This window comes from Corallococcus macrosporus DSM 14697 (assembly GCF_002305895.1).
GTDB classification, from domain to species: domain Bacteria; phylum Myxococcota; class Myxococcia; order Myxococcales; family Myxococcaceae; genus Myxococcus; species Myxococcus macrosporus.
In genome coordinates, this window is sequence record NZ_CP022203.1 from 5,858,864 (window position 1) to 5,884,853 (window position 25,990).

Consider the following 25,990-nt stretch of genomic DNA (forward strand, 5'->3'; position numbering starts at 1 on the left):
GCGCGCCTCGCGGTCCCTGAAGCTCCAGGTGCACGGCGGACAGGCGTGCACCTGGAGCGCGGGCGCTCAGCCGCCCTGCTTGAGCCCGGCCCGCTCCGCGACGAGCGCCCCCAGCGCGGACCAGTCCAGGTCGCCATGGCCCTGCGCGACGCCGCCCAGGAACTGGTCCTTCACCAGGCTGGCCAGGGGCATCGGCACCTCGGCGGCGCGCGCCGCGCCCAGGACGAGCTCCACGTCCTTGAGGCCCAGCCGCAGCTTGAAGCCCGCCGGGCTGTACTTCTCCTCCGCGATGAGCTTCGCGTACCCCTCGAAGATGGGCGCGCGCGCGAAGACGGACTGGAACACCTCCAGGAAGACGCTCGGCTCGATGCCGGACTTGCGCGTCAGCGCGAAGGACTCGGCGAGCGCCTCCATCATGGAGGCGATGAGGAAGTTGCCCGACAGCTTCACGACGTTCGCCGCCGAGGCGGTGTCCCCCAGCACGGTGAGGCCCCGCCCCAGCGCCTCCAGCAGGGGACGGCAGCGGTCCACGTCCTGCTTCGGCCCGGCGGCCACCACCCAGAGCTGCTTCGCCTCCGCCGCGGCGGGGCGGCCGAACACCGGCGCGGAGAGGTACCGCTGGCCCGCGCTCGCGTGCGTCTCCGCCAGCTTCTCCGAAAGGGCCACGGACAGGGTGCTGGATGAGACGTGCACGGCGCCCGGCGGCAGCCCCGCCTGGAGGCCATCCTGTCCGAAGACGGCGGACGTCACGGCCGTGTCGTCCGCCAGCATGGTGAAGACGACCTCCGCGCTCCGGGCCGCCTCCGCGGGCGTGCGGGCGACGCGCGCGCCCTTCTCCTTCAGGGGCGCGGCCTTGGACCCGGTGCGGTTCCACACCGTGAGCTCGTGCCCCGCCGCGGCCAGGTTCGCCGCCATGTGCAGCCCCATGTTGCCCAGGCCGATGAATCCCACCTTCATGCGCGTCTCCTCCTGAAACAGAAGGCAGCCCGGATAATGCGGCCCCGAAGGGCCCACCACCGCAAAGCACGCGCACGTCCAGGAACGAACGCCCGCCGCCTACTCCGGGCGGTCGTCGGAGACGTCCAGCCGCTCGAAGGCGTGGCCCAGCGCCATCACCCCCAGGGCCACTTCGCCCACCAGGACAGCCGCCGCGGCGAAGCCCGCCACCGGCAGGGCCCACGGCCCCAGGAACGTCGACACGGCGAGGCCCACCACGAGCGCCACCAGCGCCGCGGGAATCAGGCCCACCAGCAACACCACCAACGTGCCCACGACGGCCAGCAGCCGCTGGCCCATGGCCTCCAGCCCGCGCGCCCGCTCCCCCGTGTCCGCTGGCACCCAGGCGGGGAAGAGCACCACCGCGGCGTTCTGGACGAAGAGCCCCGCCAGCGACACCGCCGGGAGCAGCAGCGCCAACGTCAGGCCGCCAGGCCACCACCAACCGCCCAGCCGGGACGCCTCCACGCCAGGCCCCAGGACGAGCGCCACCGCCAGGAGCGCCAGTTGGAACACCGAGAGGGCCAGCGCGGACGCCGCGAGCTGGGCGCTCACCACCTGCCGCCCCGTCAACGGCATGGCGCGCAGCAGGTCCAGCTTGGGCAGGTCCATCCGCAGGTCCATGCGGAACGCGCTGGGCCCCACCACCGTCAGCATCACCGACAGCGCCAGCGCCACCGGCCCCAGTACGCGCCGCGTGTCCGTGAACAGGCGCGTGTCCCCCATCACCGCGGCGATGGCACCGCCCAGGACGATGAAGGCGAGGAACACCGCGAAGCCGCCGCCCATCCGCTTCCGCGCGATGAGGTTCTTCCAGATGAGCGCCACCTCCGGGCGGCCTCGCGGCGGAAGCCGGAAGGGCGGGCGGCTCAGCGTCATCGAGCCCACGCGCGTCATCCGCCCCGAGGCCCGCAGCATCCGCTCCCGGGAACGGGCCTCCGCGCGCACCACGGCGGTCTCCTCGAAGGGGACCTCGGCCCACAACACCCAGGCATAGTGCGCCGCCAGCAGCGCCAGCACGGGTGGCAGGGCCCGCAGGAAGTCGCCCACGCTCTGCGCCAGGGCGGGCGCCACCAGCAGCCGGCCCGGCCACAACACCGCCGCGACACCGGGTGAGGCCATCAGCGCCCGCAGCCACCCTCGCAGGGCCCGGCCGGAGGAGAGGTCCGGCGGCACCGGGTGCTCGCGCAGCGAGGTGAACACCGCCAGCGCCGCGACGGCCAGGACGCCGCCCACCACGCCCCAGCGCACCACCCGGCCCCAGGGGCCACGCTCCGCCAGCCGCGTGCGCACGAAGGACGCCGCCGTCGAATGCAGGTACAGCGTGCCCAAGCCCAGACACGCCCCCACGAAGAACAACACCGGATGCGGGCTGATGGTCCTCCCGAGGAACAGCGTGGCGAACAGCGCGCCCAATGACGTACCCAGCAGTCCGCGCACCAGCTTGTATTGCAGCAGGGCCCGGCGCGTGACGGGCGCCGGGAAGAGCTGCACCACCTCCGTCTCCGAGAAGGTCAGCGACGGGCGGTCCCTCCCCAGCGCCCACGCGGCGAACAGCGTGCCCAGCGCGGAGCCCACCAGTGACAGCTCGGCGAACAACCGCACGCCCTCCGACACCGTGCCCACCGCGCCGCGGAAGTCCAGGCGACGGAAGAAGACGGAGTAGAGGTACGCCGCGCCCACCAGCGCGCCCAGGAGGTAGCGCGGCTTGCGCAGCCGCGCCAACTGCCGCCGGATGCGGTTGCGCCAGGACGCGGCCCAGAGGAAGGCCACCGCGCGAGGAAAGCTCACGGCGCCTGCGTTCCCGCGCTGGTGATGCGGACGAAGAGCTCCTCCAGCGAGGCGTGCTCCCCTTCCGCGCCGCTCAGCCGCGCGCGGATGTCATCCAGGCTGCCCAGCGCCATGGCCTTGCCCCCCGCGATGACGAGCAGCCGGTGGCACAGCTCCTCCACCAGGGGCAGCAGATGCGAGGACAGCACCAGCGCCGCGCCCTCCTCCGCCCGGCGCCGCAGCGACGCCTTCATCCGCCGGATGCCGATGGGGTCCAGGCCGGTGAGGGGCTCGTCCAGGAGGATGAGCTTCGGCGCGTGCAGGAAGCCACACGCGATGGACAGCTTCTGCTTCATGCCTCGCGACAGCTCACCCGGCAGCGCCTTCTCCTTGCCGGACAGCTCCATCTCCTCCAACAGCGCGCGGCCTCGCTCTTCCCAATCCTCCACGCCGTAGAGCCGGGCCGTGAAGTTCAGGTGCTCCCACACCGTGAGGTATTCGAAGAAGCGGGGCTCGTCCGGCAGGAAGGCCAGCTCGCGCTTCGCGTCCACGGGCGTTCGCGCCAGGTCATGCCCCGCCACCAGCACGCGGCCCGAGGTGGGCGGCAGGATGCCCGCGAGGCACCGCAGCGTGGACGTCTTCCCCGCGCCGTTGGGCCCCACCAGCCCGAGCACCTCGCCGGGCGCCACCTCGAAGGTGAGCCCCTGGACGGCCTTCAGCTCGCCGTAAGCCTTCTCCAGACCCTCCACCCGCAGGACGGAATCCATTCGCGCGCGCTCTCGCCTTCAGTCCAGCTTCAGCAACTCGCGAACGGTATCCAGCACGACCTTCGCCTGCACGGGTTTCACCAGGTACGCGCTCGCGCCCAGCTTCATCGCGCGCTCCCGGTCCGCCGCCGCGCCCTCCGTGGTGACGACGATGATGGGGACGCCGCGGTGCTCGGCCGTCTGCCGGATGTGGCTGATGAGCTTCAGCCCGTCCATGAGCGGCATGTTGATGTCCGTGAGCACCAGGTCGAAGCGGCCCTGCGTGAGCTTCTTCAAGCCCTCGGCGCCGTCCTGCGCCTCGGTGCACACCACGCCGGTGAGGCGCTGCAGCGCGTACATGATGCTGCGCCGCATGGCCTGCGAGTCATCCACCACCAGGGCTCGAATCTGCTGCGTCATGGGCGGCGGACGTTAGCACCCACGGGGCGGCCGCTGGCGGTTCAGCGTCTCCGCCGCGCCAGGGCCGCGAGCGCCGGGCCGATGTCTCCCAGTGGAATCACCCGCTTCACCGCCCCCGTGGCGATGGCCTCGCCCGGCATGCCGAACACCACCGAGGTCTCCTCCGACTGCGCCCAGACCTCGCCCTCGGCGCGGTGCACCTCGCGCGCGCCCTCCGCCCCGTCCGCCCCCATGCCCGTCAGCACCACCCCCAGGGCCTTGGCGCCCAGCACCTGCGCCATGCTGGTGAAGAGCCGGTCCACGCTGGGCGCGTACTTGTCCACGGCGGTGGGCGGCGGCGTGTGCAGCTCCAGCCGGGAGCCGCGCTCGGCCACCACCATGTGCCGCCCGCCGGGCGCGATGTACACGTGCCCGGGCTGCACCAGGTCTCCGTCGCGCGCCTCCGTCACGGTGAAGGGCCCGATGCGGTCCAACCGGTCCGCGAAGGCGCGGGTGAACTGCGGCGGCATGTGCTGGCAGACCAGCACGCACGGCGTGGGCTCCACGGCCAGGCCCTCCAGCACCCGCTGCACCGCGGGGGGCCCACCCGTGGACGCGCCGATGGCCACCACCAGCGGCGGCTCGCCCGCGACCGCCATGGCACGCGCCCCCGGCGCCGCGTGCCGGTGGCCGGGGCGCACGTGCCGCGCCGCACGGACCTTCTCCAGCAGCTCCACGCGGAGCGCCTCCATGGCCTCGAAGGTGGGGTGCTGCGGCTTGGCGATGAAGTCGAAGGCCCCCAGGTCCAGCGCCTTGAAGACGTCCGAGCGGTGCGAATAGCTGGAGATGACGATGACGGGCGTGGGCGCGGTGCGCATCAGCAGGCGCAGGAACGTGTAGCCGCCGAGCTTCGGCATCTCCAAATCCAGCGTCACCACGTCGGGCTTCAGCTCCACGACCTTCTTCAGCCCCTCCTCGCCATCCGCCGCGCGGTCCACCACGCGCACGTCCGCGTCCGACTCCAGCATGTTGGAGAGGGTGCGCCGGTTGTGCGCCGAGTCGTCGATGACCAACACGGAGATGACGTCCTTGCTGCTCATCGGCGCCCTCCTTCGTCCAGCTCGGGCCTCCGGTACACCAGGTCGCCCCGCAGGTGAACGAACTCGAAGTCCGCGCCCAGGCTCAGCAGATTCTCCGAGTGTCCCAGCAGCAGGTGCCCCCCCGGCACCAGCCGCTCCCGGACGATGCGCAGGAACTTCTTGCGCGCCGCCAGGTCGAAGTAGATGAGCACGTTGCGGCAGAACACCACGTCCATGCGGGGCACCAGCTTGCTGCCCGCCTCGTCCAGCAGGTTGTGGTGGCCAAAGGACACCCAGGCGCGGACCTCGTCGCGCACGCGCACCCGGTTGTTGCCCAGCGGAACGAAGTGGCGCTCCAGCAGCTCCGGCGAGGTGGCGCGCAGCGCGGAAGGCCCGTACTCCGCCCGCCGCGCCATGGCCAGCACGCGCCGGGAGATGTCCGTGCCGAGCACCTCCACGTCCCAGTCGTCGAAGCGGCGGCTGTCCTTCAGGAGCATGGCCAGCGTGTAGGCCTCCTCCCCGGAAGAGCAGCCCGCGGACCACACCCGCAGGCGCCGCAGCCGCGCGTTGCGCTGCTCCACCACCGGGAGGAGCTCGTCCGTGAAGGCCTTGAGCTGCGTGGGCTCGCGGAAGAAGTACGTCTCGTGCGTGGTGAGGGACTCGACGGCCGCCTCCAGTTCGGCGTGCCGGTTGGCGTCGTAGCGCAGGTAGCGGTGATAGGCGCCGTAGTCCGGCAGCCCCAGCAGCTCCAGCCGGGGCCAGAGCCGGCGCTCCATCACGAACTTCATGTCCTCGTGCACCAGGATGCCGCAGTGCGAGTACACGTGGTCCCGGAGGAGGCGGAACTCCTCCGCTGACATCTCCGGCCGGCCGTCGTCGAAGCGTGCCATGGAGCCCCCTTCAGCGCCGGAGCAGGCGCTCCACGGCCTCGGAGAGGGCACGCAGCGCCAGGGCGTCCGACTCCGCCTCCAGCGCCTCCCGGGCGGCGACCAGACACTCTGGCCCCGCCGAATCTCCCAGCACCCGCGCCGCCGCCGCGCGGACATCCCACCGCGCGTGGCGCAGCAGGGACAGCGCCAGCGTCACGCCGGCCGAGGACTCCGCCCCCGCCGCCAGCGCCGCCTTCACCACCTCCACGTCCGAATGCCCCGCCGCGTCGCGCAACACCCCCGGCCCCGCCGCCCCCATCCTCGCCAGGGCCCGCACCGCGGCCACCGCCAGCGCGCCGTCGGCGTCCCGCGTCAGCGCCACCAGGTCCGGGACCCGCTCCAACGCGCCGCTGTCCCCCGCCGCCTCCACCGCGGCCACTCGCACGGAGGCGTCCTCGTCCCGAAGCGCCGGCGACAGCAGCGCGCCCGCGTCCGCGCCGCCCAGGCGGGCCAGGGCCCGGACCCCCGCGATGCGCACCGGAACGGCTTCGTCCGCGAGCGCGGCGCGCACCAGCTCGCGTCCGACGTCACCGTCCAGCTCACAGGCCGCCACCACCGCCGCCGTGCGCCAGCGCGCGTCCTCGTCCCGCGCCAGCCGCTTCAACGTGGGCAGGGCCGGCACGCCGCCCACCCGGGCCAGGGCGGCGACGGCCGCGGGCGTGGCCCTGCGCGCCACCGCGTCCTCCAGCGCCTCCAGCACCGCCGGCCGGCAGGACTCCGCCAGCCCCGCCAGCGCGCGCGACGCCGCCCCCGCCTGGGCTGGCTCCTCCAGGAGCGCGACGAGCGGCGACACGGCCGTGGACGCCCCCGTGCGGCCCAGCGCGCGCACCACCACCGCGCGGAGCTCGTCCTCCACCCACTCCAGCACCGCGCACAACGGCGCCACCGCCGAGGCGTCCACCAGCTCCACCAGCGCCTCGGCCGCCGCGGCCCGCGCGGGGAGCGACAATTCCCCCAGGCCCCGCAGCAACGCGCGACCGCCGTCCGGCCCCAGCCTGCCCAGCGTGTGCAACACCTCGCGCAGCAGCCGCGCCTCGCGCGCGCACTCCGCCACCGGCAGCGCCAGCGTCGCATCCGCCAGCGACGCCACGGCCACCAACGCGCCCGCGCGGACCCGGACGTCGTCGGACGCCAGCGCCTCGGCCAGTCGAGGGCGCAGCCCCGACAGCGGCTGGAGCGCCTCGCGCACCCCGGCCTCGAGCGCGCCGCGCCTCGGGCCCGCCGCGTCCGCCGCCTGGGTCCCCAGCGCGGACAACGCGGCCTCGCGCACCGAGCGCAGCCCGGACGTCAGGCCCTGGCAGATGCGCGCCGTGGCGTCCGCGTCCGGGATGAGCCCCAGCATCCGGTACGCGCTTCGCTGGAGCCGTGGGTCCTCCAGCAGCGCCTCCACCACCGGCAGGGGCGCCGCGTGCCGCAGCAGCGTCAGCCCCTCCAGCGCGGACAGGCGCAGCAGGGGCTCGGGCTCCTCCAGCAGGGCCTCCAGCGCGGCCATGGCCTTCGCGCCGCCGATGCGGCCCAGGGCCTCCGCGGCGGACACGCGCACGTTGAGGTCCGCGTCCGACAACGCGCGCACCAGGGCGGCCGCCGCCTCACGCTGTCCCAGTTGCCCCAGGATGTCCGCGGCGAACTTGCGCTGGTCCGGGTCCGGATGCGCCAGCAGCTCCACCAGCGGGCCCAGCGCGGCGCTGCCCAGCCCCGCGAGCGCCTCCGCGGCCGCGTTGCGAGCGCCCGTCTCGCCCCGCTCGCCCAGCACGGCGATGAGCCGGGCCGCCAGCTCGCTGGAGGCGGGCATCCGCTTGAGGGCCTCCGCCGCGACGTGGCGCACGCGCCAGCTCTCATCGTGCAAGCCGACGACGAGAATCTCCAGGACACCCGCGGTGCAGGGGTCCAGCGATTGAAGCGCGAGGTAGCGGGCCTCCTCCGCCGCCGGGAGCTCGGGGCGGGGGCTCATGGGTCGAAGACCTGGTCGGACCCTGGCTGGAGATAGAACCAGAGGGCGTAGGCCCCCAGCGCCGTGCCCAGCGGGACGTTGGGAATGGCGAGGATGCCCAGCACCAGCGTCAACGTCCTCGCCCAGGACTTGCGCTTCAACAACCCGAGGCCCGTGATGACGCCGGGCAGCCCCAGCAGCCCGATGCACCCGCCCACGCCCATGCCCACGGCCACGATCAGCGCCCGCTCCTCGGGGTCCGCCGTCGGCAACGTCCCGCCGATGACCCCGATGAAGAGCATCACCCCCACTCCGATGAGCAAGGACAGCCCGTTGATGACGATGAAGAGGACGCCGAGGATTCGACGGTGCTGCTCCAACCCTGATTCGCTCACCACGCTCCCCCTTGGGTGCGACTACGCCGGGTTTCTTGAAGACTCGCGCTCCAGCTCCACGCGCAGCAACGCCTTGAGGTCCAGCAGCAACCGGAGCCGGTCCGGCGGCCCGCAGACGCCGACGACGAAGGGCGAGTGCCCGGCCACCACCAGCGCGGGCGCGGGCTTGATGTCGCCCCGCCGGACCCGCAGCACCTCCGCCACCCGGTCCACCTTCACCGCCAGACGCCGGCTCCCCAGCTTGCAGACCAGCAGCCGAGACTTCGGTGTCTCCGGGCCCGGCGCGCCCATGAGCCGGCAGCGCAGGTCCACCACCGGGAGGATGAGGCCGCGCAGGTGGAGCACCCCCTCCACGAAGGCCGGCGCGTGTGGAATGGGGGTGATGCGCTGCAAGGGGAGGATTTCCTCCACGCGCATGATGTCCAGCACGTACTCCTCCGCGCCGATGAAGAAGGCGCAGAGCTGCACCACCCCGTCCGCGGCCGAGGCCACCTCGTCGGGGACGGCGTGGGGACGCCGCGGGAGCAGGTTGACGGGGTCCTTCATGGTGCCAGCGCCTGTTCCGCGTCCAGGAGGATGTAGAGCGTGGGCCCACGCCGGCCCATGCCCACCACGCAGTCCCTGTCACCCGTGCGCATCCCCGGCGGCGGCGCCTCCAGCATGGAGGGCTTGAGCTTCACCACGCCCACCACGCCATCCACCCACACCCCCGCGGGCCCCGCCGCCGTGCGCAGCACCAGGATGCGGGCGCTCCGGGGCGGCGCCGGCGCGTCCGGCCCGGCCACCAGGGGCGCCCGCTCCGCCAGCCGCAGGCGCACCTTGACGTCGTACACGGGCAGCAGCTCGCCGCGCAGGTTCATCACGCCCAGGAGCTGCGGCTCGGCCCGGGGAATCTCCGTCAACGGGGGCACCTTGGAGATTTCACGCACCCCCCGGATGGGGACCGCGTAGCACTCCCCCTCCAGGCGGAAGGCCAGGTACTCCTCGGGCACCTCCTCGGGCGCCGAGGGCAACGCGCCGTCACTGCCCGCCGCGAAGTCCTGGAGCCCGGAGACGTCCTCGTCGGGACGGTAGAAGAAGTCGTCGAGCAGTTCCGAGAACCGGGACACGGTGCCCCCAGGATAGCAGCCGGCGGGCCCGTCCGCAGCGAGGGTCAGGCGCGACGCCGCTCCAGGGCCATGCCCTCTTCCAGGAGCGCCGCCACGTCCAGCACCAGGACGGTGCGCCGGTTGCCCAGGTCGGTGGCCCCGGAGATGCCCCGGACGGACTGGAGCCGGCCCCCCAGGGGCTTGGTGACGATGTCCTGCTGGCCGTGCAGCTCGTCCACGGCGATGCCCAGGCGCTCCTGGGCCAGCCCCACCACCACCACGAAGTGGCGGCTCACCGGGCGCTCCGGCAGGGCGAACATGCGCGCCAGCCGCACGAAGGGCAGCGTCTGGCCACGCAGGTCCACCACCTCGCGCCGCTCCACGGTGCGGATGTCCCGGGGCTGGACGGAGATGATTTCCAGCACGCTGTTGAGCGGCACCGCGTAGGTGCGGCCGCTGACGCCCACCAGCAGCGCGCGGATGATGGCCAGCGTGACGGGCAGCGTGAGGTGGAAGGCGGTGCCCTTTCCGCGCTCGCTCCACACGTCGATGATGCCGGACAGGTTGCCCAGGTTGTTCTTCACCACGTCCAGGCCCACGCCCCGGCCGGACAGCTCGGACACGCTGCGGGCGGTGGAGAAGCCGGGCTGGAAGATGAGGTTGAGCAGCTCGCGCCGGCTCAGCTCCTGGGCCTGCGCGAAGGTGATGATACCCCGGGTGATGGCCACCTCCCGGACGCGCACCTCGTCGATGCCGGCGCCGTCATCGCTCACCTCGATGACGACGTGATTGCCCTTCTGCTCGGCGCGCAGGCCCACCACCGCGCGGCGGGACTTGCCCGCGGCCAGGCGGGCGTCGGGGGCTTCGACGCCGTGGTCGATGGCGTTGCGGATGAGGTGCATCAGCGGGTCGCTGAGCTCCTCGACGATGAGCTTGTCCAGCTCCACCTCGCCGCCGCTGATGGCGAGCTCGATCTCCTTCCCCGCCTCGCGGGTGATGCGACGCACCAGCCGCGCCAGCTTGTCGAACACCTGGCCGACGGGGACCATGCGCGCTTCCAGCAGGCCTTCCTGGAGGGCCTCCAGCTTGCGCTCCAGCCCTCGCGTCTCGCGCGCCAGCTCCTGGCCGAACAGCTTGGACAGCGCCACCGCGCCGTCCTGCCGCGCGGACTCGGCGAGCCGCTGGAGGTTGGCCTTGATGAGCAGCAGCTCGCCCACCATGTTGATGAGGCCGTCCAGCCGCCCGATGTCCACGCGGACCGTCTGCGTCAGGGAGCGCAGGGACGTGTCCGCCGTCAGCGCCGCGGGCGGACTGTCGGAGGCGCCAGGCGGTGGCGGCGGCGCCACCGAGAGTCCCTTGGCGGGCACCTTCGCCGCGCCAGGCGTGGACCGGGCGGCCTTCTTCTTCCCGCCGCGCTTCGTCGGCGTCGAGTGCGCCTCGGACGTGCGAATCGTCGCGGCGGGCTGCGCGGCCTGGAGCAGCGCGTTCGTCGCGGTCGCCGCGGCTGGGCGCACCGCCAGGGGCGACAGCTCCGCGGGCGTCCCCTTCAGCCCCGCTTCCAGGGACGCGCGGTCGACCTGCGCGCCGAAAATCAGGTCGAACGCGATGCCATGCGCCCCACCCGGCTGCGCGGACGGCAGCGTGCTGATGACCTCGCCCAGTGGCTTGAGCCTCGCGTTGAGGTCCGCCAGCCCCTTGTCGAAGTCGGACAAATCAAACGCGGCCCGAACGCGCCACAGCGCCACGCCCCGGCGCACGTTCTCCCGCAGCCGGTGCTCCTCGTACTCCGTGAAGACGGCGCGGACCTGCGCGTCCAGCTCCAGCCGGTCCAGCGGATCATCCTCCGCCACGGCGACCGGGGCCCCCAGGGACGCCAGCCGCGCGGCCATCGCCTCCACGCGGCCCGACAGGAGCTCGCTCTCCGCGCCGCGCGCGGCCTCGCCCAGCAGCGCCTGGAACGCATCCAGGACTTCAATCAGCGCGTCCAGCACCGCGCCGTCCAGCAGCAGCTTCCCCAGCCGCAGCCGGTCCAGCAGGTCCTCCGTGCCGTGCGCCAGCCGGGAGATGCGCTCCTGGCCGAACAGCCCGGACAGGCCCTTGAGCGAATGCGCCGCGCGGAAGATGCCGTTGACCAGGTCCGGGTCGGCCTCCTGGCCCCGGCGCTCGTCCAGGACGAGCAGGTCCCTGGCCAGGGCGTCCAGAATCTCCGTGGCCTCGGCCACGAACTCGGCCAGCGCCTTGCCCCCGGGACTCACGGCAGCTTCAGGTAGCGCCGCAGGAGCGCTTCCAGGCTCCCGGGGAGGAAGGGCTTCACCAGGTACTCCGCGGCGCCCAGCGCGAGCCCACGCTCGCGGTCCTGGTCGCGTCCCTCCGTGGTGATGATGAAGAGCGGCACGTCGCGGTAGTTGGGGTTCTTCTTGACGAAGTTGATGAGCTCCAGCCCGTTGATGTCCGGCATGTTGATGTCGGTGATGATGAGCTCGAAGCGGTGACGCGGCAGCAGCTTCAGCGCTTCGAAGCCGCTCGAGGTCACCACCACCTCGACCCCCTCCACGGCCTCGACCATCGCCGCGATGTACTCGCGCGACGCTTTCGAGTCCTCGACAATCAGCACCTTGACACGCATGTGCGCACGCCCCGAGCGGGGCATGCTAGCAGAAGGCCCGCCCGCCCGCCGAGCGTCAGCCCTTGCGTGCAGGCAGCGACTTGACGAGCCCCTTGTCCGCCAGGACCGCCACCCGTCCGCCCTTGAACGCCGGCAGGAAGCCCTTCTGGAAGGCCTCCGCCCGCGCGGCGTCCTCCACCTGACCGCCCGCGGGGACCTCCAGCGCCACCGCGTCCACCTTCGCCTTGGACAACACGCGCGCCGCTCCGGCCAGGGCCTCGTTCAGCGCGCCCGCGTCCAGCTTATGACGCGAGCCCAGCCCCACCACGAAGACGCGGGGCACGAGGAGCTTCCCGTCCGACGGCAGCAGCAGCCAGTCGTCCTTCGCGCCGGTGAAGAAGCCATTCTTCAGCACCCGCGAGAGCGTGCCGCACAGGCGCCAGTCCACGAAGCCCGCCGAGGACGGCAGGGGCCGGTCATCCTCGGCGACGAAGAGGCAGAGCGCGTCCACCCCGCCGAGCGTGTCCAGCCCTTCCAATCCGATGTCGTGCGTCGTCGTCTGGCTCACGGCGCGTTCCTCGCAGGTGTCAGCGGCTCACGACTTGTTGAGGGCCACCGCGACGCGGTCCAGGAGCCCGTTGACGAAGGCGCTCGACTCCTCCGTCCCGAAGTTCTTCCCCAGCTCCACCGCTTCGTTGATGGTGACCTTGCGCGGGATGTCCGGCCGGTACTTCAGCTCGAAGATGCCCAGGCGCAGCACGTTCCGGTCAATGCGGGACATGCGGTCCAGCCGCCAGTTGTGGCTGTGCCGTTCGATGAGCTGGTCGATTTCGTCCCGGTGGGACTGCACGCCTTCCACCAGCTCGCGGGCGAACCTCACCGCGTCCGGATCCCTCTTGGCGCTCTCCTCGGCGGCCGACCAGGCCGACTCCAGCGCCTCCGCCGTCGTCGCGGGGGCCATCTCCAACTGGTAGAGCGCCTGCAGCGCACGCTCACGTCCCGTTCTTCGCGCGCCCATGGCCTACGCCTTCCTTCCTTCCGTCGCCGTCATCTTCGCGTACAGATTGACCATCTCGATGCAGGCCAGCGTGGCCTCCGCTCCCTTGTTCCCCGCCTTCACGCCCGCCCGGTCGATGGCCTGCTCCACCGTGTCCGTCGTCAGCACGCCGAAGGTGACCGTGGTCGCCGGCGTGGCCGCCGCGGCCTCGAAGGCCACCGCGCCAATGCCCTTGGCGCACTCGCCCGCCACGTAGTCGAAGTGCGGCGTGCCGCCACGGATGACGGCGCCCAGGGTGATGACGCCCACGTACTGCCGGGTCTCCGTCACGCGGCGGACCAGGCCGGGCAGCTCATAGGTTCCAGGGCAGCGGTACACGTCGATGTCCGCGTCGGCCACGCCGTGGCGCACCAGCGTGTCCACGGCGCCCTTGGCCAGCTCCTCGGTGATGAAGCCGTTGAAGCGGGCCACGCAGATGGCGAAGCGGCCCTTGGGGGGTAGAAAGTCACCGTCGAAGTAGCGAGGCATGCCGCGCTTCCTACACCACCCCGGGGCCCGGCGTCGCCTGCTACGGCGTGCCAAACCCCGCGGCCTTGATGGCCGCCGCCGTCAGCCCGCCAGCGTCCCCGGGCGCCCCCTGCCCCCGCTGGAGCGCGAACAGCCGGGCCACGTACTTGCCAATCTGGTCCGCCTCCAGGTTCACCTTCGCCCCCACGCCCCGCGACTTCAGGGTGGTGCGCTCCTGCGTCTCCGGGATGAGCTGCACCCGGAAGCGGTCCGCCTCCAGCGTGTTGACGGTGAGGCTGATGCCGTCGATGGCCACCGAGCCCTTCTCGATGAAGTACGGCGCCAGCGCCTCCGGCAGCCGGAAGCCCATCACCCACGAGCCCCCCTCCGGGTAGGTCTCCAGCACCTCGCTGACGGCGTCCACGTGGCCGGAGACCAGGTGCCCGCCCAGCCGCGCGCCCAGGGCCAGGGCCCGCTCCAGGTTCACCCGGTCTCCAGGCTTCACCGCCCCCAGCGTCGTGCGCCGCAGCGTCTCCGGCGCGGCCTGGACGCGGAAGCTGTCCCCCGTGCGCTCCACCACCGTGAGGCAGGCGCCGTTGACGGCGATCGACTCGCCCAGCTCGAAGGACGCCGCGCCCAGCGAGGTGTGAATCCACAGGTCCGTCATCCCACCGGGGATGACGCGCTCCACCCTGCCAAGGTCCTGAATGAGGCCGGTAAACATGGGCCGCTTATAACGGACCGGCCCCACCCGCGCCCACGGCGGCCTGTGTCCTACAGCAGCGCCTGGAGCAGGAGGTCGTCGCCGTGGCGTTCGAAGGTCAGGTCCTTCACGGCCAGGGCCTGGGCCATCTCCTTGACGCCCAGGTCGCCCGCCCAGGACAGGCCCGGGCTGCCAATCAGCTTGGGCGCCAGGAACAGCGCCAGCGCATCCGCCAGGTGCCCGCGCAGGAGGGAGCCGTACATCTCCGCGCCGCCCTCCACCATGACGTGGTTGTGGCCCTCCCTGGCCAGCCGCCGCAGCAGGGCCTTGAGGTCCACCTGCCCGGACTTCTGGCGGAGCTGCCAGACGTCCACGCCCTGCGCCAGGAAGCGCCGCGCCTTGCGGCCCTCCGGGTCCTCCAGCGTGGCGACCACCGTGCGTGCGGGGCTGCGCTGCGTGAAGACGGTGTAGCCCGGCGACAGGCGCAGGTGGCTGTCCACCACCACCCGCAGCGGGTCCTTCCCACCGCCGCCGGGCAGCCGCGTGGTCAGCTTCGGGTCGTCCTTCCGGACGGTGTTGGAGCCCACCAGGATGACGTCCACCGAGTCACGCAGCCGGTGGACCCAGGCGCGCGCCGGCGCCCCCGTCACCCAGCGCGAGTCCCCGGTGGCCGTGGCCAGCTTCCCGTCCAGCGTCACCGCCGCCTTGAGCGTCACCCAGGGCAGGCCGGTGCGCATCATCTTGAAGAAGGGCCGGTTGAGGCGGTCCGCCTCCTCCGCGAGCACGCCCGTGAGGACCTTCAGCCCGGCGCGCCGCATCCGCGCCACGCCCTTGCCGCTCACCTGGGGGTTGGGGTCCGCGGACGCGCAGATGACGCGCCGGACGCCCGCCTCGATGATGGCCATGCTGCACGGCGGGGTGCGCCCGTAGTGGTCGCACGGCTCCAGCGTGGTGTAGAGGTCCGCGCCCTTCGCCCGGGCCCCCGCGGCCTCCAGCGCCACGACCTCCGCGTGCGCCGTGCCCGCCTTCTTGTGGTAGCCGCGGGCGATGATGCGGCCGCCCTTCACCAGCACCGCGCCCACCACGGGGTTGGGGCTGGTGCGGCCCAGGCCCTTGGCGGCCTCCTCCAGCGCGATGCGCATGAAGAACTCCGCCACCGCCCGGTCGAAATCCGCCGCCCGCTTCGCCCGGGGCGCCCGGGTCGCCTCCAACCTTGCCCGTGTCAGCAGCCGCATGTGCTTTCTCTAATCGCCCTTGTCCACCGGTGCCGTGGGAGGCGCCTTCTGCTGCTCGCGCGCCTCGGCCTCTCGCAGGGCCTTCAGCTCGTCCATGAACTCCGCGATGTCGCGGAAGCTGCGGTACACGGACGCGAAGCGGACATAGGCCACCTCGTCCAACTGCCGCAGCCGGCGCATGATCTCCTCGCCGATGACGGACGACGGGACCTCCTTCTCCCCCATGCCCTGGAGCTGCCGCTCGATGGCGACCACCGTCTCCTCGAGCTGGTCCGCGGACACGGGCCGCTTCTCACACGCCTTCTTCAGGCCGTTGACGATCTTCTCCCGGTCGAACGCCTCGCGCCGCCCGTCCTTCTTCACGATGAGCGGGTAGAGCTCCTCCACCCGCTCATACGTGGTGAAGCGGCGCTTGCAGGCCAGGCACTCGCGGCGCCGCCGGATGACGGAGCCCTCGTGTGACTCGCGGGAGTCGATGACCTTGTTCTCGGCGTCCTGACAGAAGGGGCAGCGCATGGAGGGGGGACTGCTCGCGAATCTACTTCAACCGCGAGGCGTAGAGCGGGAAGCCCTGCGAGAGCTCCTTCACCTGCCCCTTGATGCGGGCGAGCGCGGCGTCGTCCTGCGCGGCGTCCAGCGCCTCGCCGATGAGCCGGCCCACCACCGCCATCTCCGCCTCGCGCATGCCGCGCGTGGTGATGGCCGGCGTGCCCACCCGGACGCCGGAGGTCGTCATCGGCTTCTCCGGGTCGAAGGGGATCATGTTCTTGTTCACGGTGATGCCGGCCTTGCCCAGCACCTCCTCGGCCACCTTGCCCGTGAGCTTCTTGGGACGCAGATCCACCAGCATCAGGTGGTTGTCCGTGCCACCGGACGTCAGCCGCAGGCCCGCGCGCAGGAGCGCCTCCGCCAGCGCCTTCGCGTTGGCGACGATCTGCCGCTGGTAGGCCTTGAACTCCGGCGACAGGGCCTCCTTGAAGGCCACCGCCTTGCCGGCGATGACGTGCATCAGCGGGCCGCCCTGGATGCCGGGGAAGATCTGGCTGTTGATGGCCTTGGCGTAGGGCTCGCGGCTCAGCACCAGGCCGCCGCGCGGGCCGCGCAGCGTCTTGTGCGTGGTGCTGGTCACGATGTCCGCCACCGGCACCGGCGAGGGATGCACGCCCGCGGCGACGAGGCCGGCGATGTGCGCCATGTCCACCAGCATGGCCGCGCCCACCGCGTCGGCGATCTCCCGGAACCTCGCGAAGTCCAGCGTGCGCGGGTACGCGCTGGCGCCCACGACGAGGACCTTCGGCTTGTGCTCCTTGGCCAGCGACTCCACCTGCGCGAAGTCGATGGTCTCCGTGTCCCGCGTCAGGCCGTAGTGGACGACCTTGTAGAGCTTGCCGGAGAAGTTGAACGCGGCGCCGTGCGTGAGGTGGCCGCCGGAGTTCAGGTCCAGCGACAGCATGGTGTCGCCCGGCTTCATCAGCGCCATGAAGGCGCCCATGTTGGCCTGGCTGCCGGAGTGCGCCTGCACGTTGACGGCCTCCGCGCCGAACAAATCCTTCGCGCGCGAAATCGCCAGGTTCTCCGCGACGTCCACCACCTCGCAGCCGCCGTAGTAGCGCTTGCCGGGGTAGCCCTCCGCGTACTTGTTGGTGAGCACCGAGCCCACCGCCTCCATCACCGCCGGGGAGACGAAGTTCTCGGACGCGATGAGCTCCAGCCCCTCCTCCTGGCGCTGGGTCTCCTCGCGGAGGACGCGGGCAAGCTCCGGATCCACTTCGGCCAGCGTACGGATGTTCTCCATGGCGGATTCCCTCGAACGACGGGTACGGCGGGGCCGTTAGCCCTGGGACTCGGCCTCGCGAATCATCTGGACGCGCCGCTCGTGGCGGCCGCCTTCGAAAGCAGTGCTGAGGAACGCCTCCAGGATGGCGCGGCCCACGCCGGCCCCCACCACGCGCTGGCCCAGGCACAGCACGTTGGCGTCATTGTGAGCCCGGGCCATGCGGGCCTCGAACTCCGTGGTGCACAGGGCCGCCCGGATGCCCTTGTGCTTGTTGGCCACGATGCTCATGCCAATGCCGGTGCCACACACCAGCACGCCCAGGGTGGCCTGCCCGGACGCCACGGCGCGGGACACCCGCGCGGCGAAGTCCGGATAGTCCACCGAGTCCCGCGTGGCGGGCCCCACGTCCTCGTGGGCCACGCCCCGCGCGGCGAGCGCCGCCACCAGCTCCTGCCGGAGCTCCAGGCCCGCGTGGTCGGAAGCGAGGATGACTTTCACGCGGGGCTCTCCTGGAGTGGCTAGAAGCGCTTGAAGAGCAGCACCGCGTTGGTGCCGCCGAAGCCGAACGAGTTGCTCATCACCGCGTTGACGCGGGCCTCGCGCGCCTGGTTGGGCACGTAGTCCAGGTCGCAGTCCGGATCAGGCGTCGTCTGGTTGATGGTGGGCGGCAGGATGTTGCGCGCCAGCGCCAGCGCGCTGACCACGCCCTCGAAGCCGCCCGCCGCGCCGAGCATGTGGCCCGTCATGGACTTGGTGGACGACACGGCGACCTTGCGCGCGTGGTCGCCGAACACCGCCTTGATGGCCTTCGTCTCGTTGGCGTCGTTGAACGGCGTCGAGGTGCCGTGGGCGTTGATGTAGCCCACGTCCTCCGGGTTCATCCCCGCGGACTGGAGCGCCAGCCGCATGCAGCGCGCCGCGCCCTCGCCCTCCGGCGCCGGCTGGGTGACGTGGTACGCGTCCGAGTTGGCGCCGTAGCCCACCACCTCCGCCAGGATGTTGGCGCCGCGCTTCTTCGCGGCCTCCAGCTCCTCCAGGACGAGGATGCCCGCGCCCTCGCCCATGACGAAGCCGTCGCGGTCCTTGTCGAAGGGACGGCTGGCGGCGGCCGGGTCGTCATTGCGCGTGGACAGCGCCTTCATCACGGAGAAGCCGCCCAGCCCCAGCGGGGTGATGGCCGCCTCGGCCCCACCCGCGATGACCGCGTCCGTCTCTCCCAGCCGGATGGACTTCCAGGCCTCGCCAATGGCGTGCGCGCTGGTGGCGCAGGCGGACACCGGCGCCCAGTTCGGCCCCTTGCAGTTGTACCGCATGGAGATGAGGCCGGGCGCCATGTTGATGATCATCTGGATGATGAAGAAGGGCGACAGCCGGTCGAACCCCTTCTCCAGCCCCTTGCGGTGCTGCTCTTCCAGAGAGGAGATGCCGCCGATGCCCGAGCCGACGATGACGCCGACCTTCTCGGGGATGTAGCCGTGCGGCTTGTCCGGACCGACGGGCAGCCCCGACTCCTCCACCGCCATCTGCGCGGCGGCGAGCGAGAACTGCGCATAGAGGTCCATCCGGCGCACTTCGCGCTTCTCGATGAACTTCTCGGGCTCGAAGTCCTTCACCTCGCCCGCGATGCGCGTGTCGATCTTGCCAACGTCAAAGCGGGTGACTTGGGCAATACCCGACTTGCCGGCGATCAACGCCTGCCAGTTCTTCTCGGTGCCGGTACCCAGGGCCGAAACGAGCCCGGTTCCGGTGATGACGACTCGACGCTCTGACACGGTCCTCTCCGCTGGCGTTTGGGACACCGGGGACGCCGCGGCTTACGCGGCGTCACCCCGCACCCCGGCACGCCACGTGGTGCTGCCTACTTCTTGTGGGTGTTGATGTAGTTGATGGCGTCGTTGACGCACTTGATGTTCTCCGCCTCTTCGTCCGGGATCTCGACCTCGAACTCCTCTTCCATCGCCATCACGAGTTCCACGATGTCGAGGCTGTCCGCGCCCAGGTCCTCGATGAAGGAGGACTCCGGCTTGATCTCATCCTCTCCCACCCCAAGCTGGTCGGCGATGATGGACTTGACCTTGGCCTCAATGGTTGACGTCGACATAAGTGTAGAACCCTCCAGGAACCAGATGTGGTCCGGTAGGCTTCCCGGACCATGTCGAAAGCGGGCGCGGTATATCCCACGCCCGGCGGCAATCCAACCGTGGGTTACATGTACATGCCGCCATTGACCTTCAGGACCTCGCCGGTGATGTAGGACGCGGCGTCCCCCGCCAGGAAGACGACGGCGCCGGCGACCTCCTCTGGATTCCCCAGCCGACCCAGGGGGATGCCCTCCAGCATCTTCTGGCGCAGCTCGTCATTGAGGTGCCCGGTCATGTCCGTGCCGATGAAGCCCGGGGACACGGCGTTGACGCGGATGTTCCGGCTGGACAGCTCGCGCGCCACGGACTTGGTCAGGCCAATGAGCCCCGCCTTGGACGCCGAGTAGGCCGCCTGCCCGCCGTTGCCCATCTCCCCCACCACGGAGGTGATGTTGATGATGGCGCCGCCCCGCTGCTTCATCATGGGCCGGCTGGCGGCGCGGATGAGCGTGAAGGCGCCCTTGAGGTTGGTGTCGAGCTGCTTGTCCCAGTCCTCGTCCTTCACCCGCATGACCAGGCCGTCCACCGCCACGCCCGCGTTGTTGACGAGCACGTCCAGCCGGCCGTGGGCCTTGACGACGCCGTCCACCGCGCTGGCGCAGGCGGCGCTGTCGGACACGTCGAAGCGGATGGCCTCCGCCCTGGCGCCCTCGGCCTCGAGCAGCTTCACCGTCTCCTGGGCCGCCGCCTCGTTGCCCGCGTAGCTGATGACCACGGTGGAGGCCCCCGCCTTGGCGAAGGCCACCGCGCACGCCCGGCCGATGCCGCGCGAGCCCCCCGTCACCAGCACGACCTTGTCCTTGAAGCCGCTCATGGTGCCACCCCCAGCGCCGCGAGCGCCTTGTCCAGGCTCGCGGAGTCCTCGACGTTGAACAGCTCGATGTCCTTGGTGATGCGCTTGACCAGGCCCACCAGCACCTTGCCCGGCCCCAGCTCGATGATGCGGGTGACGCCCTCGGCCTTCAGCGCCTCCACGCACTCAATCCAGCGCACCGGCGAGCTCACCTGCTCCAGCAGCAGCGGCACCACGCGCGCCGCGTCCGCGTTGGGGCGGGCCTCCACGTTGGTCACCACCGGCACGGACGGCGCGGACACGCGGATGCGGCCCAGCACCTCCGCCAGGCGCGGCTGCACCGGCGCCATCAGCGCGCAGTGGAAGGGGGCGGACACCGGCAGGGGCATCACGCGCCTGGCGCCGGCCTCCTTGCACTTCGCCCCGGCGCGCTCCACCGCCGCGGCGTCACCGGCAATCACGGTCTGCTCGGGCGAGTTGTAGTTCGCCGGCGCCACCACCTGCCCCTCGGCCGCCGCCTGGCAGGCCGCCTTCACCTGCTCCGGCACCAGGCCCAGCACCGCGGCCATGGCCCCCACGCCCGCGGGCACCGCCTCCTGCATGAAGGTGCCGCGCGCGCGCACCGCCCGGGCCGCGTCGCCCAGGTCCATGGCGCCCGCCGCCACCAGCGCGGAGTACTCGCCCAGCGAGTGCCCCGCCACGAAGGCCGGCGCCGGCCCCCGCTTCGCGAACACCGCGTGCGCCGCCAGCGACACCGTGAGGATGGCCGGCTGGGTGTTGGCCGTCAGCTTCAGCGCCTCGTCCGGCCCCTCGAAGCAGCGGGTGGAGAGCTTCTCCCCCAGGGCGTCGTCGACCGCGTCGAACACGGCCCGGGCCTCCGGGAACTTCTCATACAGGTCCTTGCCCATCCCCACGGCCTGGCTGCCCTGCCCGGGGAACACGAACGCGACCTTCGACATGCGGACTCCGCCTCCTCGAATTTCGGAGTCCCCGCGCCCCGGCCTCCCTGGCGCGTCGGACTCCCTTTCAGCGGCCTCGGGCCGCGGCCCAAACGCCCTGTTGCCGCACCCGGGCGGGTTTCAGCCAGCAATTTCCGCGAGCCGCCCCACCACCACGTCACGGCGGCCTGCACGCTCCGGGCGCAGCCTCTAATCGGAAACGCCCGGCTCTGTCGCCCTTTTTCCCTTCGCGGGCGGCGGAAGCCATGCCGCCGCGCGCTCAATGCAACGCGTCAACTCCGCCTGCACGCCCCCCTCCGCCATGGCCAGCGCCGCCCCCAGCGCGTTGAAGAGGGCCCGGGGCGTGGAGCGCCCATGCGCGACGATGCCCACCCCCTGGATGCCCAGGAGCGGCGCCCCGCCGTACTCGGCGTAGTCCACCACCTTGCGCAGGCCCGCCAGCGCCGGCTGGAGCAGCATGGCCCCCACCTTCTCCGCCAGCCCCCCGCGCCGCTCGATGGCCTGACGCAGCATGCCAATGACGCCCATGCCCACGCCTTCCGATGTCTTCAGGACGACATTCCCGGTGAAGCCGTCCGTCACCACCACCTGCACCTCACCGGAGAAGAGGTCCTTGCCCTCCACGTAGCCCACGAAGTCCAGGTCGGAGCGGCGCAGCAGCTCGCTGGCCTCCCGGGTGAGCGGCGTCCCCTTGGAGGACTCCTCGCCATTGGAGAGCACGGCCACCCGGGGCCGGGCCACGCCCATGCGGGCGCGCACGTAGGCCTCCCCCATGACGGCGAACTGGGCCAGGTGCGACGGCCGGCAGTCCACGTTGGCCCCCGCGTCCAGGAGCAGGCACCGGCCGCCGCCCTTGAGCGCGGGGAAGAGCGCGGCGATGGCCGGACGCTCCACGCCGGGCAGCCGCCCCAGGGTCAGCAGGCCCCCGGCCATGACGGCCCCGGAGTTGCCCGCGGAGACGAGCGCCTCCGCCTGGCCGTCCCGCACCAACTCGAAGCCCACCCGCAGGGACGAGTCGCGCTTGCGGCGGAAGGCCGTGGAGGCGTGCTCGTCCATCTCCACCACCTCCGAGGCGTGATGGAACTGGAGGTTGGGCGGGGGCCGCAGCTTGCCCAGGAGCGGCGCCACCCTGGCTTCGTCTCCGACCAGGAGCACCTGGTGGCCCGGGTGGGCCCGCGCGAAGAACACCGCGCCCTCCACCGGGGCGGCGGGCGCGTGATCGCCGCCCATGGCATCCAGCACCAGCCTCATCCCCACCCTCTCCTTGCCCGCCAGGCCTCCGGGCGGATGTCGGACTCCCGACCCGCCGGGGGGCGGGCGGCGCGCAGCACACCAGGAACCCTCCAGGGGGGCAACGGCAGGATTGCCTGCCCCTCGGGCACGGGCGGGACGAATGGTGCCCCCGCCACGGGCGTTGTCACCGGACACCGTCCGGGATAGACGGTGCCCGGGAGATAACGGGCCCTCCCGCGTTGTCACATTGACTCGGGGGCGCCGAGCCGCTAGGGTCCGCCGCCTTCCGAAGCCGGACATGGAGTACGGGAGCCTTCGTGCGACCGCCCCAGGCCGGTTTTCGAGCCGTAGAGAGTGTTGCGCAGGGAGCCGGGGACCCCGGCACAGCGCGAAAGACATTGGACTCAACCGGTCCGGACCGGCGCGAACGCTCCGGGTCGGGGTCGAAGATAGAGGTGAGCCGTGGGTGTCCCCAAGAAGCGTACTTCGAAGATGCGTCGCGACCGCCGCCGTGCGGCCAACAACAACCTGCGGAGCGCCGTGCAGGTGACCAAGTGCCCGAACTGCAAGGAGCCGGTGCTTCCCCACCGCGCCTGCACGTCCTGTGGCCAGTACAAGGGCCGTGAGGCCATCGTCCAGGCCGAGGCCTGACGCACAGCCGCATACAGGGCCCTCCCCGGGCTCCTTGAAGTACGACGGGCCGCGCCTCCTTCACCTGGAGGCCGCGGCCCTTGTCGTTTCCGGGGCCCCGGCACCTCCGGGGCCCCACTGCGCCAGGCTCAGTTGCTGAGCTTGATGTTCTTCAGCGGCGCCAGCCGGGGGTCCACCGGGCGGGTGTCACAGGCGCAGGCGACCTCGTTGCGGTTCGCGCCGCACTGCGAGCACAGCCCCTTGCAGTCCTCGCGGCACACGGCGTTCATTGGCAGGGCCAGCAGGAGCTGCTCCCGGACGATGGGGTCCAGGTTGATGCTCTTCCCGTCGAAGACTTCCTGATCCGCGTCGTCCATCTCGAAGGAGCCGCCGGACTCGCCCTGGCTGCGCTCCTTCTTCTCCATGGCCTTCTCGTCGTCGTCCTTGAAGTCGTCGCCCCGGGCCAGGGACTCCGGCACCAGGTTGAGCGTGAACTCCACGGGGACCTTCGTGGCCACGTCGGTGAGGCAGCGCTTGCAGGGGCTGGTGACGTCCACCGTGAAGCGCCCCTCCAGCAGCACGCCGCCGCTCAGCTTGCGCAGCGACGCCTTCAACGTCGACGGGGCGGTGGCCCGGAATCCGGTATCCTCGCCGGAGGCCGCGCCGCCTCCCAGCGTCTCACCGAGCAGCTCGAGATTGATGGGCTCCTCGAGCTTCAGCCCAGCGTCCTTGATTTGTTCAACCTTTACGAGCATTTACGCTACTTCCAGGCAAAAAGGGGCGCGCAACATAGAGGGCGGGCCCTCCAGCGTCAACACGCCCTCGTGTGACACCGCCACGAAGATGTCACCGCGCCGTCACCCTCGGTGGGCCGGCCTTCGTGGATTCTCTCGATAACGTTTTGATAGGTTCGAATCGATGCACGGACACGGCTGGCGGTTGCGCGGGTGGGTCCTCCTGCTGGTGCTGGGCCTGGGTGCCCGACCGGGCTGGAGCCGGCCCCTCTTCCCTGGGCCCGTACTCTGCCAGCTCGGCCCGGCGAGCCCGGCCATCACCGAGGCCCGCGCCCAGATTGACCAGGGCGCGTTTGAAAAGGCCCGGCGCACGCTCCTGGAGGGCCTGGACGCGCCGGACCTGACGGATGACCAGTTGGTGGAGATGTACCGCCTGCTGGGCCTGACGGCCCTCTACCTGGGGGACGAGCCCCAGGCCCGCGACGCCTACGAGAAGCTGCTCCAGGCCCGGCCCGACTACGAGCTGCCGCGCACCGCCCCGCCCAAGCTGCGCGCCCTCTACGCGCGCATCCGCGAGGACATCAAGAGCCGCCGCGTCCGCCCCGTCACCCTGGACGTGGACCCCATCCCCGACCCGCCCGGCGGCGAGCCCGTCGTCGTGGAGGCCACCATCCAGGACCTGGCCCTGGGCGCCCGCGCGCGCCTCTTCTACCGGCGCGCCGGGGACGAGGCCTACAGCTCGGTGGACTTCGCGAGAGACCGCACGCCGGAGGGCCGCGGCCGCGAGCGCTACCGCGCGGTGCTGCCCGCGTACGAGGTCCCCTCCGAGGCCGACGCCTACGAGATGGAGTACTACTTCGAGGTCGCGGACGCGGCGCAGCGCCGGCTCGCGGGCCGGGGGGACTCCTTCCAGCCGCTCATCTTCCAGGTGGCGCCCCGGTCCCCGCGCGCCGGCGCCGCCGCCGAGCCCGCCTCCCGGCCCTGGTACAAGAGCCCCTGGCTCTGGGTGGGCGTGGGCGCGGTGGCCATTGGCGCCACCGCCGGCGTCGTGGCGCTGACCTCCGGCGAGGAGCGGGGCCGCGTCCCCATCACCATCCGCGTGGAGCCCCCTGCCCCATGAGCCTGCGACTCCTGTCCCCGCTGTTGCTGCTCGGCCTGGGCGCGTGTGGCCCGGACGCCGAGCCCGCGGGCCGCTTCCCCCTGGCCCTGACGTTGGAGCGCGCGGTGGCCAACGACGTCCAGGCCCTGCAGGTGGCCGTGGTGACGCGCGGCTCCAGCCGGAGCTGCATCGAAATCGAGCGCACCTGCCTGGGCACCCAGGTGCGGCGGGATGACCTGGTGGTGCTGAAGGACGCCCAGGGCCGCGAGGGCCGGGCCCTGCGCTTCCCGGTGGACCTGGCGACCCTCCAATCGGGTGGAAGCCTGGAGCTGGCGGTGGAGGTGCCCGTGGGCCGAGATTACGCGCTCGTCATCGAGGCCATCACCACGGGGGCGACGCCCGGCTTCCTGGGCAGCTCGTGCAACTACCTCCGGGAGGTCAACGCGGGTGACAACCCGCCGGTGATCGCCGCGCCCCTGACGCTGACCGGTGGAGACTGCAATCCGTCCATCGCGCCCTGAGCGCGGCGGGACTCAAGAGGACTTCATGTCGCGCATCCTGATTATCGAGGACGAGCAGGACCTCGCCGGCCTCGTCGACTACAACCTGCGCGCCGCGGGTTTCGAGACGGAGACGGCGAACACGGGCGCGGGCGGGCTCGCCAAGGCGCGCGCGCATCCTCCGGACCTGGTGCTGCTGGATTTGATGCTGCCGGACGTGGCGGGCAGCGAGGTGCTGCGCATGCTCAAGGCAGACACCGAGCTGCGCAAGGCGTCCGTCATCATCGTCAGCGCCAAGGGCCAGGAGTCGGACCGGGTGCAGGGCCTGGAGCTGGGCGCGGACGACTACGTGGTGAAGCCCTTCTCCGTCCGCGAGCTCCTCCTGCGCGTCAAGGCCGTGCTGCGCCGCGCGGACGCGGAGGACGGGCCCGCCGCGGTGCTGGCCTCCGGCGACATCAGCCTGGACACCACCCGCCACCAGGTGCGCGTGAAGGGGGAGGAAGTCCTCCTCACCGCGCTGGAGTTCCGCCTGCTGCGCACCCTGCTGGAGCGCTCGGACCGGGTGCAGACGCGCGAGGTGCTGCTGTCGGACGTCTGGGGCATCCAGGCGGAGATCCACACCCGCACCGTGGACACGCACATCAAGCGGCTGCGCGAGAAGCTGGGCCCCGCCGGGGACATCATCGAGACGGTGCGCGGCGTGGGCTACAAGCTCAGCCCCCCGTGACGCGAACCCCACGCCCCG

The 25,990-nt window shown here is 71.8% G+C and carries 30 protein-coding genes; 4 read left to right on the forward strand and 26 right to left on the reverse strand.

Going from position 1 to position 25,990, the window contains the following annotated elements:
• Window positions 1-66: 66 nt before the first annotated feature.
• From MYMAC_RS23420 to plsX, 25 genes are all read right to left on the reverse strand, one after another.
• Window positions 67-978: an NAD(P)-dependent oxidoreductase gene (locus MYMAC_RS23420; protein ID WP_476695888.1), complete on the reverse strand. Its 912-nt coding sequence runs from the start codon at window positions 976-978 to the stop codon at window positions 67-69.
• A gap of 78 nt (window positions 979-1,056) precedes the next feature.
• Complete coding sequence (locus MYMAC_RS23425; RefSeq protein ID WP_095959705.1) at window positions 1,057-2,787, reverse strand: putative ABC exporter domain-containing protein; 1,731 nt, start codon at window positions 2,785-2,787, stop codon at window positions 1,057-1,059.
• Window positions 2,784-3,533 (reverse strand): ABC transporter ATP-binding protein, encoded by a 750-nt coding sequence (locus MYMAC_RS23430; protein ID WP_095959706.1) that lies wholly within the window; start codon window positions 3,531-3,533, stop codon window positions 2,784-2,786. The genes MYMAC_RS23425 and MYMAC_RS23430 overlap by 4 nt, the downstream gene beginning before the upstream one ends.
• An 18-nt stretch (window positions 3,534-3,551) precedes the next feature.
• Window positions 3,552-3,932 (reverse strand): response regulator, encoded by a 381-nt coding sequence (locus tag MYMAC_RS23435; RefSeq protein ID WP_095959707.1) that lies wholly within the window; start codon window positions 3,930-3,932, stop codon window positions 3,552-3,554.
• Window positions 3,933-3,973: 41 nt separating this feature from the next.
• Window positions 3,974-5,011, reverse strand: coding sequence for a protein-glutamate methylesterase/protein-glutamine glutaminase (locus tag MYMAC_RS23440; protein WP_095959708.1), 1,038 nt, complete (start codon window positions 5,009-5,011; stop codon window positions 3,974-3,976).
• A complete protein-coding gene (locus MYMAC_RS23445) occupies window positions 5,008-5,880 on the reverse strand; it encodes a CheR family methyltransferase (protein WP_095959709.1) in 873 nt (290 codons plus the stop codon). Before MYMAC_RS23445 ends, MYMAC_RS23440 begins: the two co-directional genes overlap by 4 nt.
• A 10-nt stretch (window positions 5,881-5,890) precedes the next feature.
• Complete coding sequence (locus MYMAC_RS23450) at window positions 5,891-7,870, reverse strand: HEAT repeat domain-containing protein (protein ID WP_095959710.1); 1,980 nt, start codon at window positions 7,868-7,870, stop codon at window positions 5,891-5,893.
• Window positions 7,867-8,244 carry a hypothetical protein gene (locus MYMAC_RS23455; RefSeq protein WP_095961666.1) on the reverse strand — a complete coding sequence of 126 codons (378 nt, stop codon included), beginning with the start codon at window positions 8,242-8,244 and terminating at the stop codon, window positions 7,867-7,869. The genes MYMAC_RS23450 and MYMAC_RS23455 overlap by 4 nt, the downstream gene beginning before the upstream one ends.
• A 21-nt stretch (window positions 8,245-8,265) precedes the next feature.
• Window positions 8,266-8,790, reverse strand: coding sequence for a chemotaxis protein CheW (locus MYMAC_RS23460; RefSeq protein ID WP_095959711.1), 525 nt, complete (start codon window positions 8,788-8,790; stop codon window positions 8,266-8,268).
• Window positions 8,787-9,353, reverse strand: a complete 567-nt coding sequence (locus MYMAC_RS23465; protein WP_013941320.1) for a chemotaxis protein CheW — start codon at window positions 9,351-9,353, stop codon at window positions 8,787-8,789. The genes MYMAC_RS23460 and MYMAC_RS23465 overlap by 4 nt, the downstream gene beginning before the upstream one ends.
• Before the next feature lie 44 nt (window positions 9,354-9,397).
• Window positions 9,398-11,587 carry a chemotaxis protein CheA gene (locus MYMAC_RS23470; RefSeq protein WP_095959712.1) on the reverse strand — a complete coding sequence of 730 codons (2,190 nt, stop codon included), beginning with the start codon at window positions 11,585-11,587 and terminating at the stop codon, window positions 9,398-9,400.
• Entirely contained in the window at window positions 11,584-11,958 is a 375-nt protein-coding gene (locus MYMAC_RS23475) for a response regulator (RefSeq protein WP_013941322.1), read from the reverse strand. Before MYMAC_RS23475 ends, MYMAC_RS23470 begins: the two co-directional genes overlap by 4 nt.
• Before the next feature lie 55 nt (window positions 11,959-12,013).
• A complete protein-coding gene (locus MYMAC_RS23480; protein ID WP_095959713.1) occupies window positions 12,014-12,505 on the reverse strand; it encodes a M17 family peptidase N-terminal domain-containing protein in 492 nt (163 codons plus the stop codon).
• 27 nt (window positions 12,506-12,532) lie between these two features.
• Window positions 12,533-12,955: a transcription antitermination factor NusB gene (gene nusB, locus MYMAC_RS23485; protein ID WP_013941324.1), complete on the reverse strand. Its 423-nt coding sequence runs from the start codon at window positions 12,953-12,955 to the stop codon at window positions 12,533-12,535.
• Window positions 12,956-12,958: 3 nt separating this feature from the next.
• Complete coding sequence (ribH, locus tag MYMAC_RS23490; RefSeq protein WP_013941325.1) at window positions 12,959-13,462, reverse strand: 6,7-dimethyl-8-ribityllumazine synthase; 504 nt, start codon at window positions 13,460-13,462, stop codon at window positions 12,959-12,961.
• Between the two features lie 40 nt (window positions 13,463-13,502).
• On the reverse strand, window positions 13,503-14,165 hold the full coding sequence (locus MYMAC_RS23495; protein WP_095959714.1) for a riboflavin synthase: 663 nt from the start codon (window positions 14,163-14,165) through the stop codon (window positions 13,503-13,505).
• Window positions 14,166-14,215: 50 nt separating this feature from the next.
• The gene (gene ribD, locus MYMAC_RS23500) at window positions 14,216-15,379 is read right to left on the reverse strand and encodes a bifunctional diaminohydroxyphosphoribosylaminopyrimidine deaminase/5-amino-6-(5-phosphoribosylamino)uracil reductase RibD (RefSeq protein WP_043711731.1); all 1,164 of its coding nucleotides are present in this window, start codon (window positions 15,377-15,379) and stop codon (window positions 14,216-14,218) included.
• A gap of 9 nt (window positions 15,380-15,388) precedes the next feature.
• Complete coding sequence (gene nrdR, locus MYMAC_RS23505; RefSeq protein WP_013941328.1) at window positions 15,389-15,895, reverse strand: transcriptional regulator NrdR; 507 nt, start codon at window positions 15,893-15,895, stop codon at window positions 15,389-15,391.
• Between the two features lie 22 nt (window positions 15,896-15,917).
• Complete coding sequence (glyA, locus tag MYMAC_RS23510; protein WP_095959715.1) at window positions 15,918-17,174, reverse strand: serine hydroxymethyltransferase; 1,257 nt, start codon at window positions 17,172-17,174, stop codon at window positions 15,918-15,920.
• A 36-nt stretch (window positions 17,175-17,210) separates the two neighbouring features.
• Window positions 17,211-17,654, reverse strand: coding sequence for a ribose 5-phosphate isomerase B (rpiB, locus tag MYMAC_RS23515; RefSeq protein ID WP_013941330.1), 444 nt, complete (start codon window positions 17,652-17,654; stop codon window positions 17,211-17,213).
• Between the two features lie 20 nt (window positions 17,655-17,674).
• Window positions 17,675-18,928 (reverse strand): beta-ketoacyl-ACP synthase II, encoded by a 1,254-nt coding sequence (gene fabF, locus MYMAC_RS23520; protein WP_043711735.1) that lies wholly within the window; start codon window positions 18,926-18,928, stop codon window positions 17,675-17,677.
• A gap of 86 nt (window positions 18,929-19,014) precedes the next feature.
• Window positions 19,015-19,257 carry an acyl carrier protein gene (acpP, locus tag MYMAC_RS23525; RefSeq protein ID WP_013941332.1) on the reverse strand — a complete coding sequence of 81 codons (243 nt, stop codon included), beginning with the start codon at window positions 19,255-19,257 and terminating at the stop codon, window positions 19,015-19,017.
• A 104-nt stretch (window positions 19,258-19,361) separates the two neighbouring features.
• Window positions 19,362-20,111, reverse strand: a complete 750-nt coding sequence (gene fabG / locus MYMAC_RS23530; RefSeq protein WP_013941333.1) for a 3-oxoacyl-[acyl-carrier-protein] reductase — start codon at window positions 20,109-20,111, stop codon at window positions 19,362-19,364.
• Window positions 20,108-21,049 (reverse strand): ACP S-malonyltransferase, encoded by a 942-nt coding sequence (gene fabD / locus MYMAC_RS23535; protein ID WP_095959716.1) that lies wholly within the window; start codon window positions 21,047-21,049, stop codon window positions 20,108-20,110. The genes fabG and fabD overlap by 4 nt, the downstream gene beginning before the upstream one ends.
• Window positions 21,050-21,238: 189 nt before the next feature.
• The gene (plsX, locus tag MYMAC_RS23540; RefSeq protein ID WP_095959717.1) at window positions 21,239-22,300 is read right to left on the reverse strand and encodes a phosphate acyltransferase PlsX; all 1,062 of its coding nucleotides are present in this window, start codon (window positions 22,298-22,300) and stop codon (window positions 21,239-21,241) included.
• Between the two features lie 444 nt (window positions 22,301-22,744).
• Here plsX and rpmF point away from each other — a divergent pair, with 444 nt between their 5' ends.
• Entirely contained in the window at window positions 22,745-22,933 is a 189-nt protein-coding gene (gene rpmF / locus MYMAC_RS23545) for a 50S ribosomal protein L32 (protein WP_043711738.1), read from the forward strand.
• Window positions 22,934-23,061: 128 nt separating this feature from the next.
• On the opposite strand, the gene MYMAC_RS23550 is transcribed toward rpmF, so the two are convergent.
• Complete coding sequence (locus MYMAC_RS23550; protein ID WP_013941337.1) at window positions 23,062-23,667, reverse strand: YceD family protein; 606 nt, start codon at window positions 23,665-23,667, stop codon at window positions 23,062-23,064.
• 163 nt (window positions 23,668-23,830) lie between these two features.
• On the opposite strand from MYMAC_RS23550, the gene MYMAC_RS23555 reads away from it, so the two are divergent.
• The 3 genes from MYMAC_RS23555 to MYMAC_RS23565 are packed head-to-tail and all read left to right on the forward strand — an operon-like array spanning window position 23,831 to window position 25,972.
• Complete coding sequence (locus MYMAC_RS23555) at window positions 23,831-24,766, forward strand: tetratricopeptide repeat protein (protein ID WP_095959718.1); 936 nt, start codon at window positions 23,831-23,833, stop codon at window positions 24,764-24,766.
• Window positions 24,763-25,266, forward strand: coding sequence for a hypothetical protein (locus MYMAC_RS23560; protein WP_095959719.1), 504 nt, complete (start codon window positions 24,763-24,765; stop codon window positions 25,264-25,266). The genes MYMAC_RS23555 and MYMAC_RS23560 overlap by 4 nt, the downstream gene beginning before the upstream one ends.
• Before the next feature lie 25 nt (window positions 25,267-25,291).
• Window positions 25,292-25,972, forward strand: a complete 681-nt coding sequence (locus tag MYMAC_RS23565; RefSeq protein ID WP_013941340.1) for a response regulator — start codon at window positions 25,292-25,294, stop codon at window positions 25,970-25,972.
• Window positions 25,973-25,990: the final 18 nt, after the last annotated feature.

Coding starts and splice junctions, on each gene's coding strand:
- nrdR (WP_013941328.1), bottom strand. CDS start 15,895: ATGCGCTGCCCCTTCTGTCAGGACGCCGAGAACAAGGTCATCGACTCC.
- MYMAC_RS23450 (WP_095959710.1), bottom strand. CDS start 7,870: ATGAGCCCCCGCCCCGAGCTCCCGGCGGCGGAGGAGGCCCGCTACCTC.
- fabG (WP_013941333.1), bottom strand. CDS start 20,111: ATGAGCGGCTTCAAGGACAAGGTCGTGCTGGTGACGGGGGGCTCGCGC.
- ribH (WP_013941325.1), bottom strand. CDS start 13,462: ATGCCTCGCTACTTCGACGGTGACTTTCTACCCCCCAAGGGCCGCTTC.
- MYMAC_RS23430 (WP_095959706.1), bottom strand. CDS start 3,533: ATGGATTCCGTCCTGCGGGTGGAGGGTCTGGAGAAGGCTTACGGCGAG.
- MYMAC_RS23445 (WP_095959709.1), bottom strand. CDS start 5,880: ATGGCACGCTTCGACGACGGCCGGCCGGAGATGTCAGCGGAGGAGTTC.
- MYMAC_RS23555 (WP_095959718.1), top strand. CDS start 23,831: ATGCACGGACACGGCTGGCGGTTGCGCGGGTGGGTCCTCCTGCTGGTG.
- acpP (WP_013941332.1), bottom strand. CDS start 19,257: ATGTCGACGTCAACCATTGAGGCCAAGGTCAAGTCCATCATCGCCGAC.
- MYMAC_RS23460 (WP_095959711.1), bottom strand. CDS start 8,790: ATGAAGGACCCCGTCAACCTGCTCCCGCGGCGTCCCCACGCCGTCCCC.
- fabD (WP_095959716.1), bottom strand. CDS start 21,049: ATGTCGAAGGTCGCGTTCGTGTTCCCCGGGCAGGGCAGCCAGGCCGTG.
- plsX (WP_095959717.1), bottom strand. CDS start 22,300: ATGAGGCTGGTGCTGGATGCCATGGGCGGCGATCACGCGCCCGCCGCC.
- MYMAC_RS23435 (WP_095959707.1), bottom strand. CDS start 3,932: ATGACGCAGCAGATTCGAGCCCTGGTGGTGGATGACTCGCAGGCCATG.
- MYMAC_RS23495 (WP_095959714.1), bottom strand. CDS start 14,165: ATGTTTACCGGCCTCATTCAGGACCTTGGCAGGGTGGAGCGCGTCATC.
- glyA (WP_095959715.1), bottom strand. CDS start 17,174: ATGGAGAACATCCGTACGCTGGCCGAAGTGGATCCGGAGCTTGCCCGC.
- MYMAC_RS23550 (WP_013941337.1), bottom strand. CDS start 23,667: ATGCTCGTAAAGGTTGAACAAATCAAGGACGCTGGGCTGAAGCTCGAG.
- MYMAC_RS23565 (WP_013941340.1), top strand. CDS start 25,292: ATGTCGCGCATCCTGATTATCGAGGACGAGCAGGACCTCGCCGGCCTC.
- MYMAC_RS23475 (WP_013941322.1), bottom strand. CDS start 11,958: ATGCGTGTCAAGGTGCTGATTGTCGAGGACTCGAAAGCGTCGCGCGAG.
- MYMAC_RS23440 (WP_095959708.1), bottom strand. CDS start 5,011: ATGAGCAGCAAGGACGTCATCTCCGTGTTGGTCATCGACGACTCGGCG.
- nusB (WP_013941324.1), bottom strand. CDS start 12,955: ATGGGCGCGCGAAGAACGGGACGTGAGCGTGCGCTGCAGGCGCTCTAC.
- ribD (WP_043711731.1), bottom strand. CDS start 15,379: ATGCGGCTGCTGACACGGGCAAGGTTGGAGGCGACCCGGGCGCCCCGG.
- MYMAC_RS23560 (WP_095959719.1), top strand. CDS start 24,763: ATGAGCCTGCGACTCCTGTCCCCGCTGTTGCTGCTCGGCCTGGGCGCG.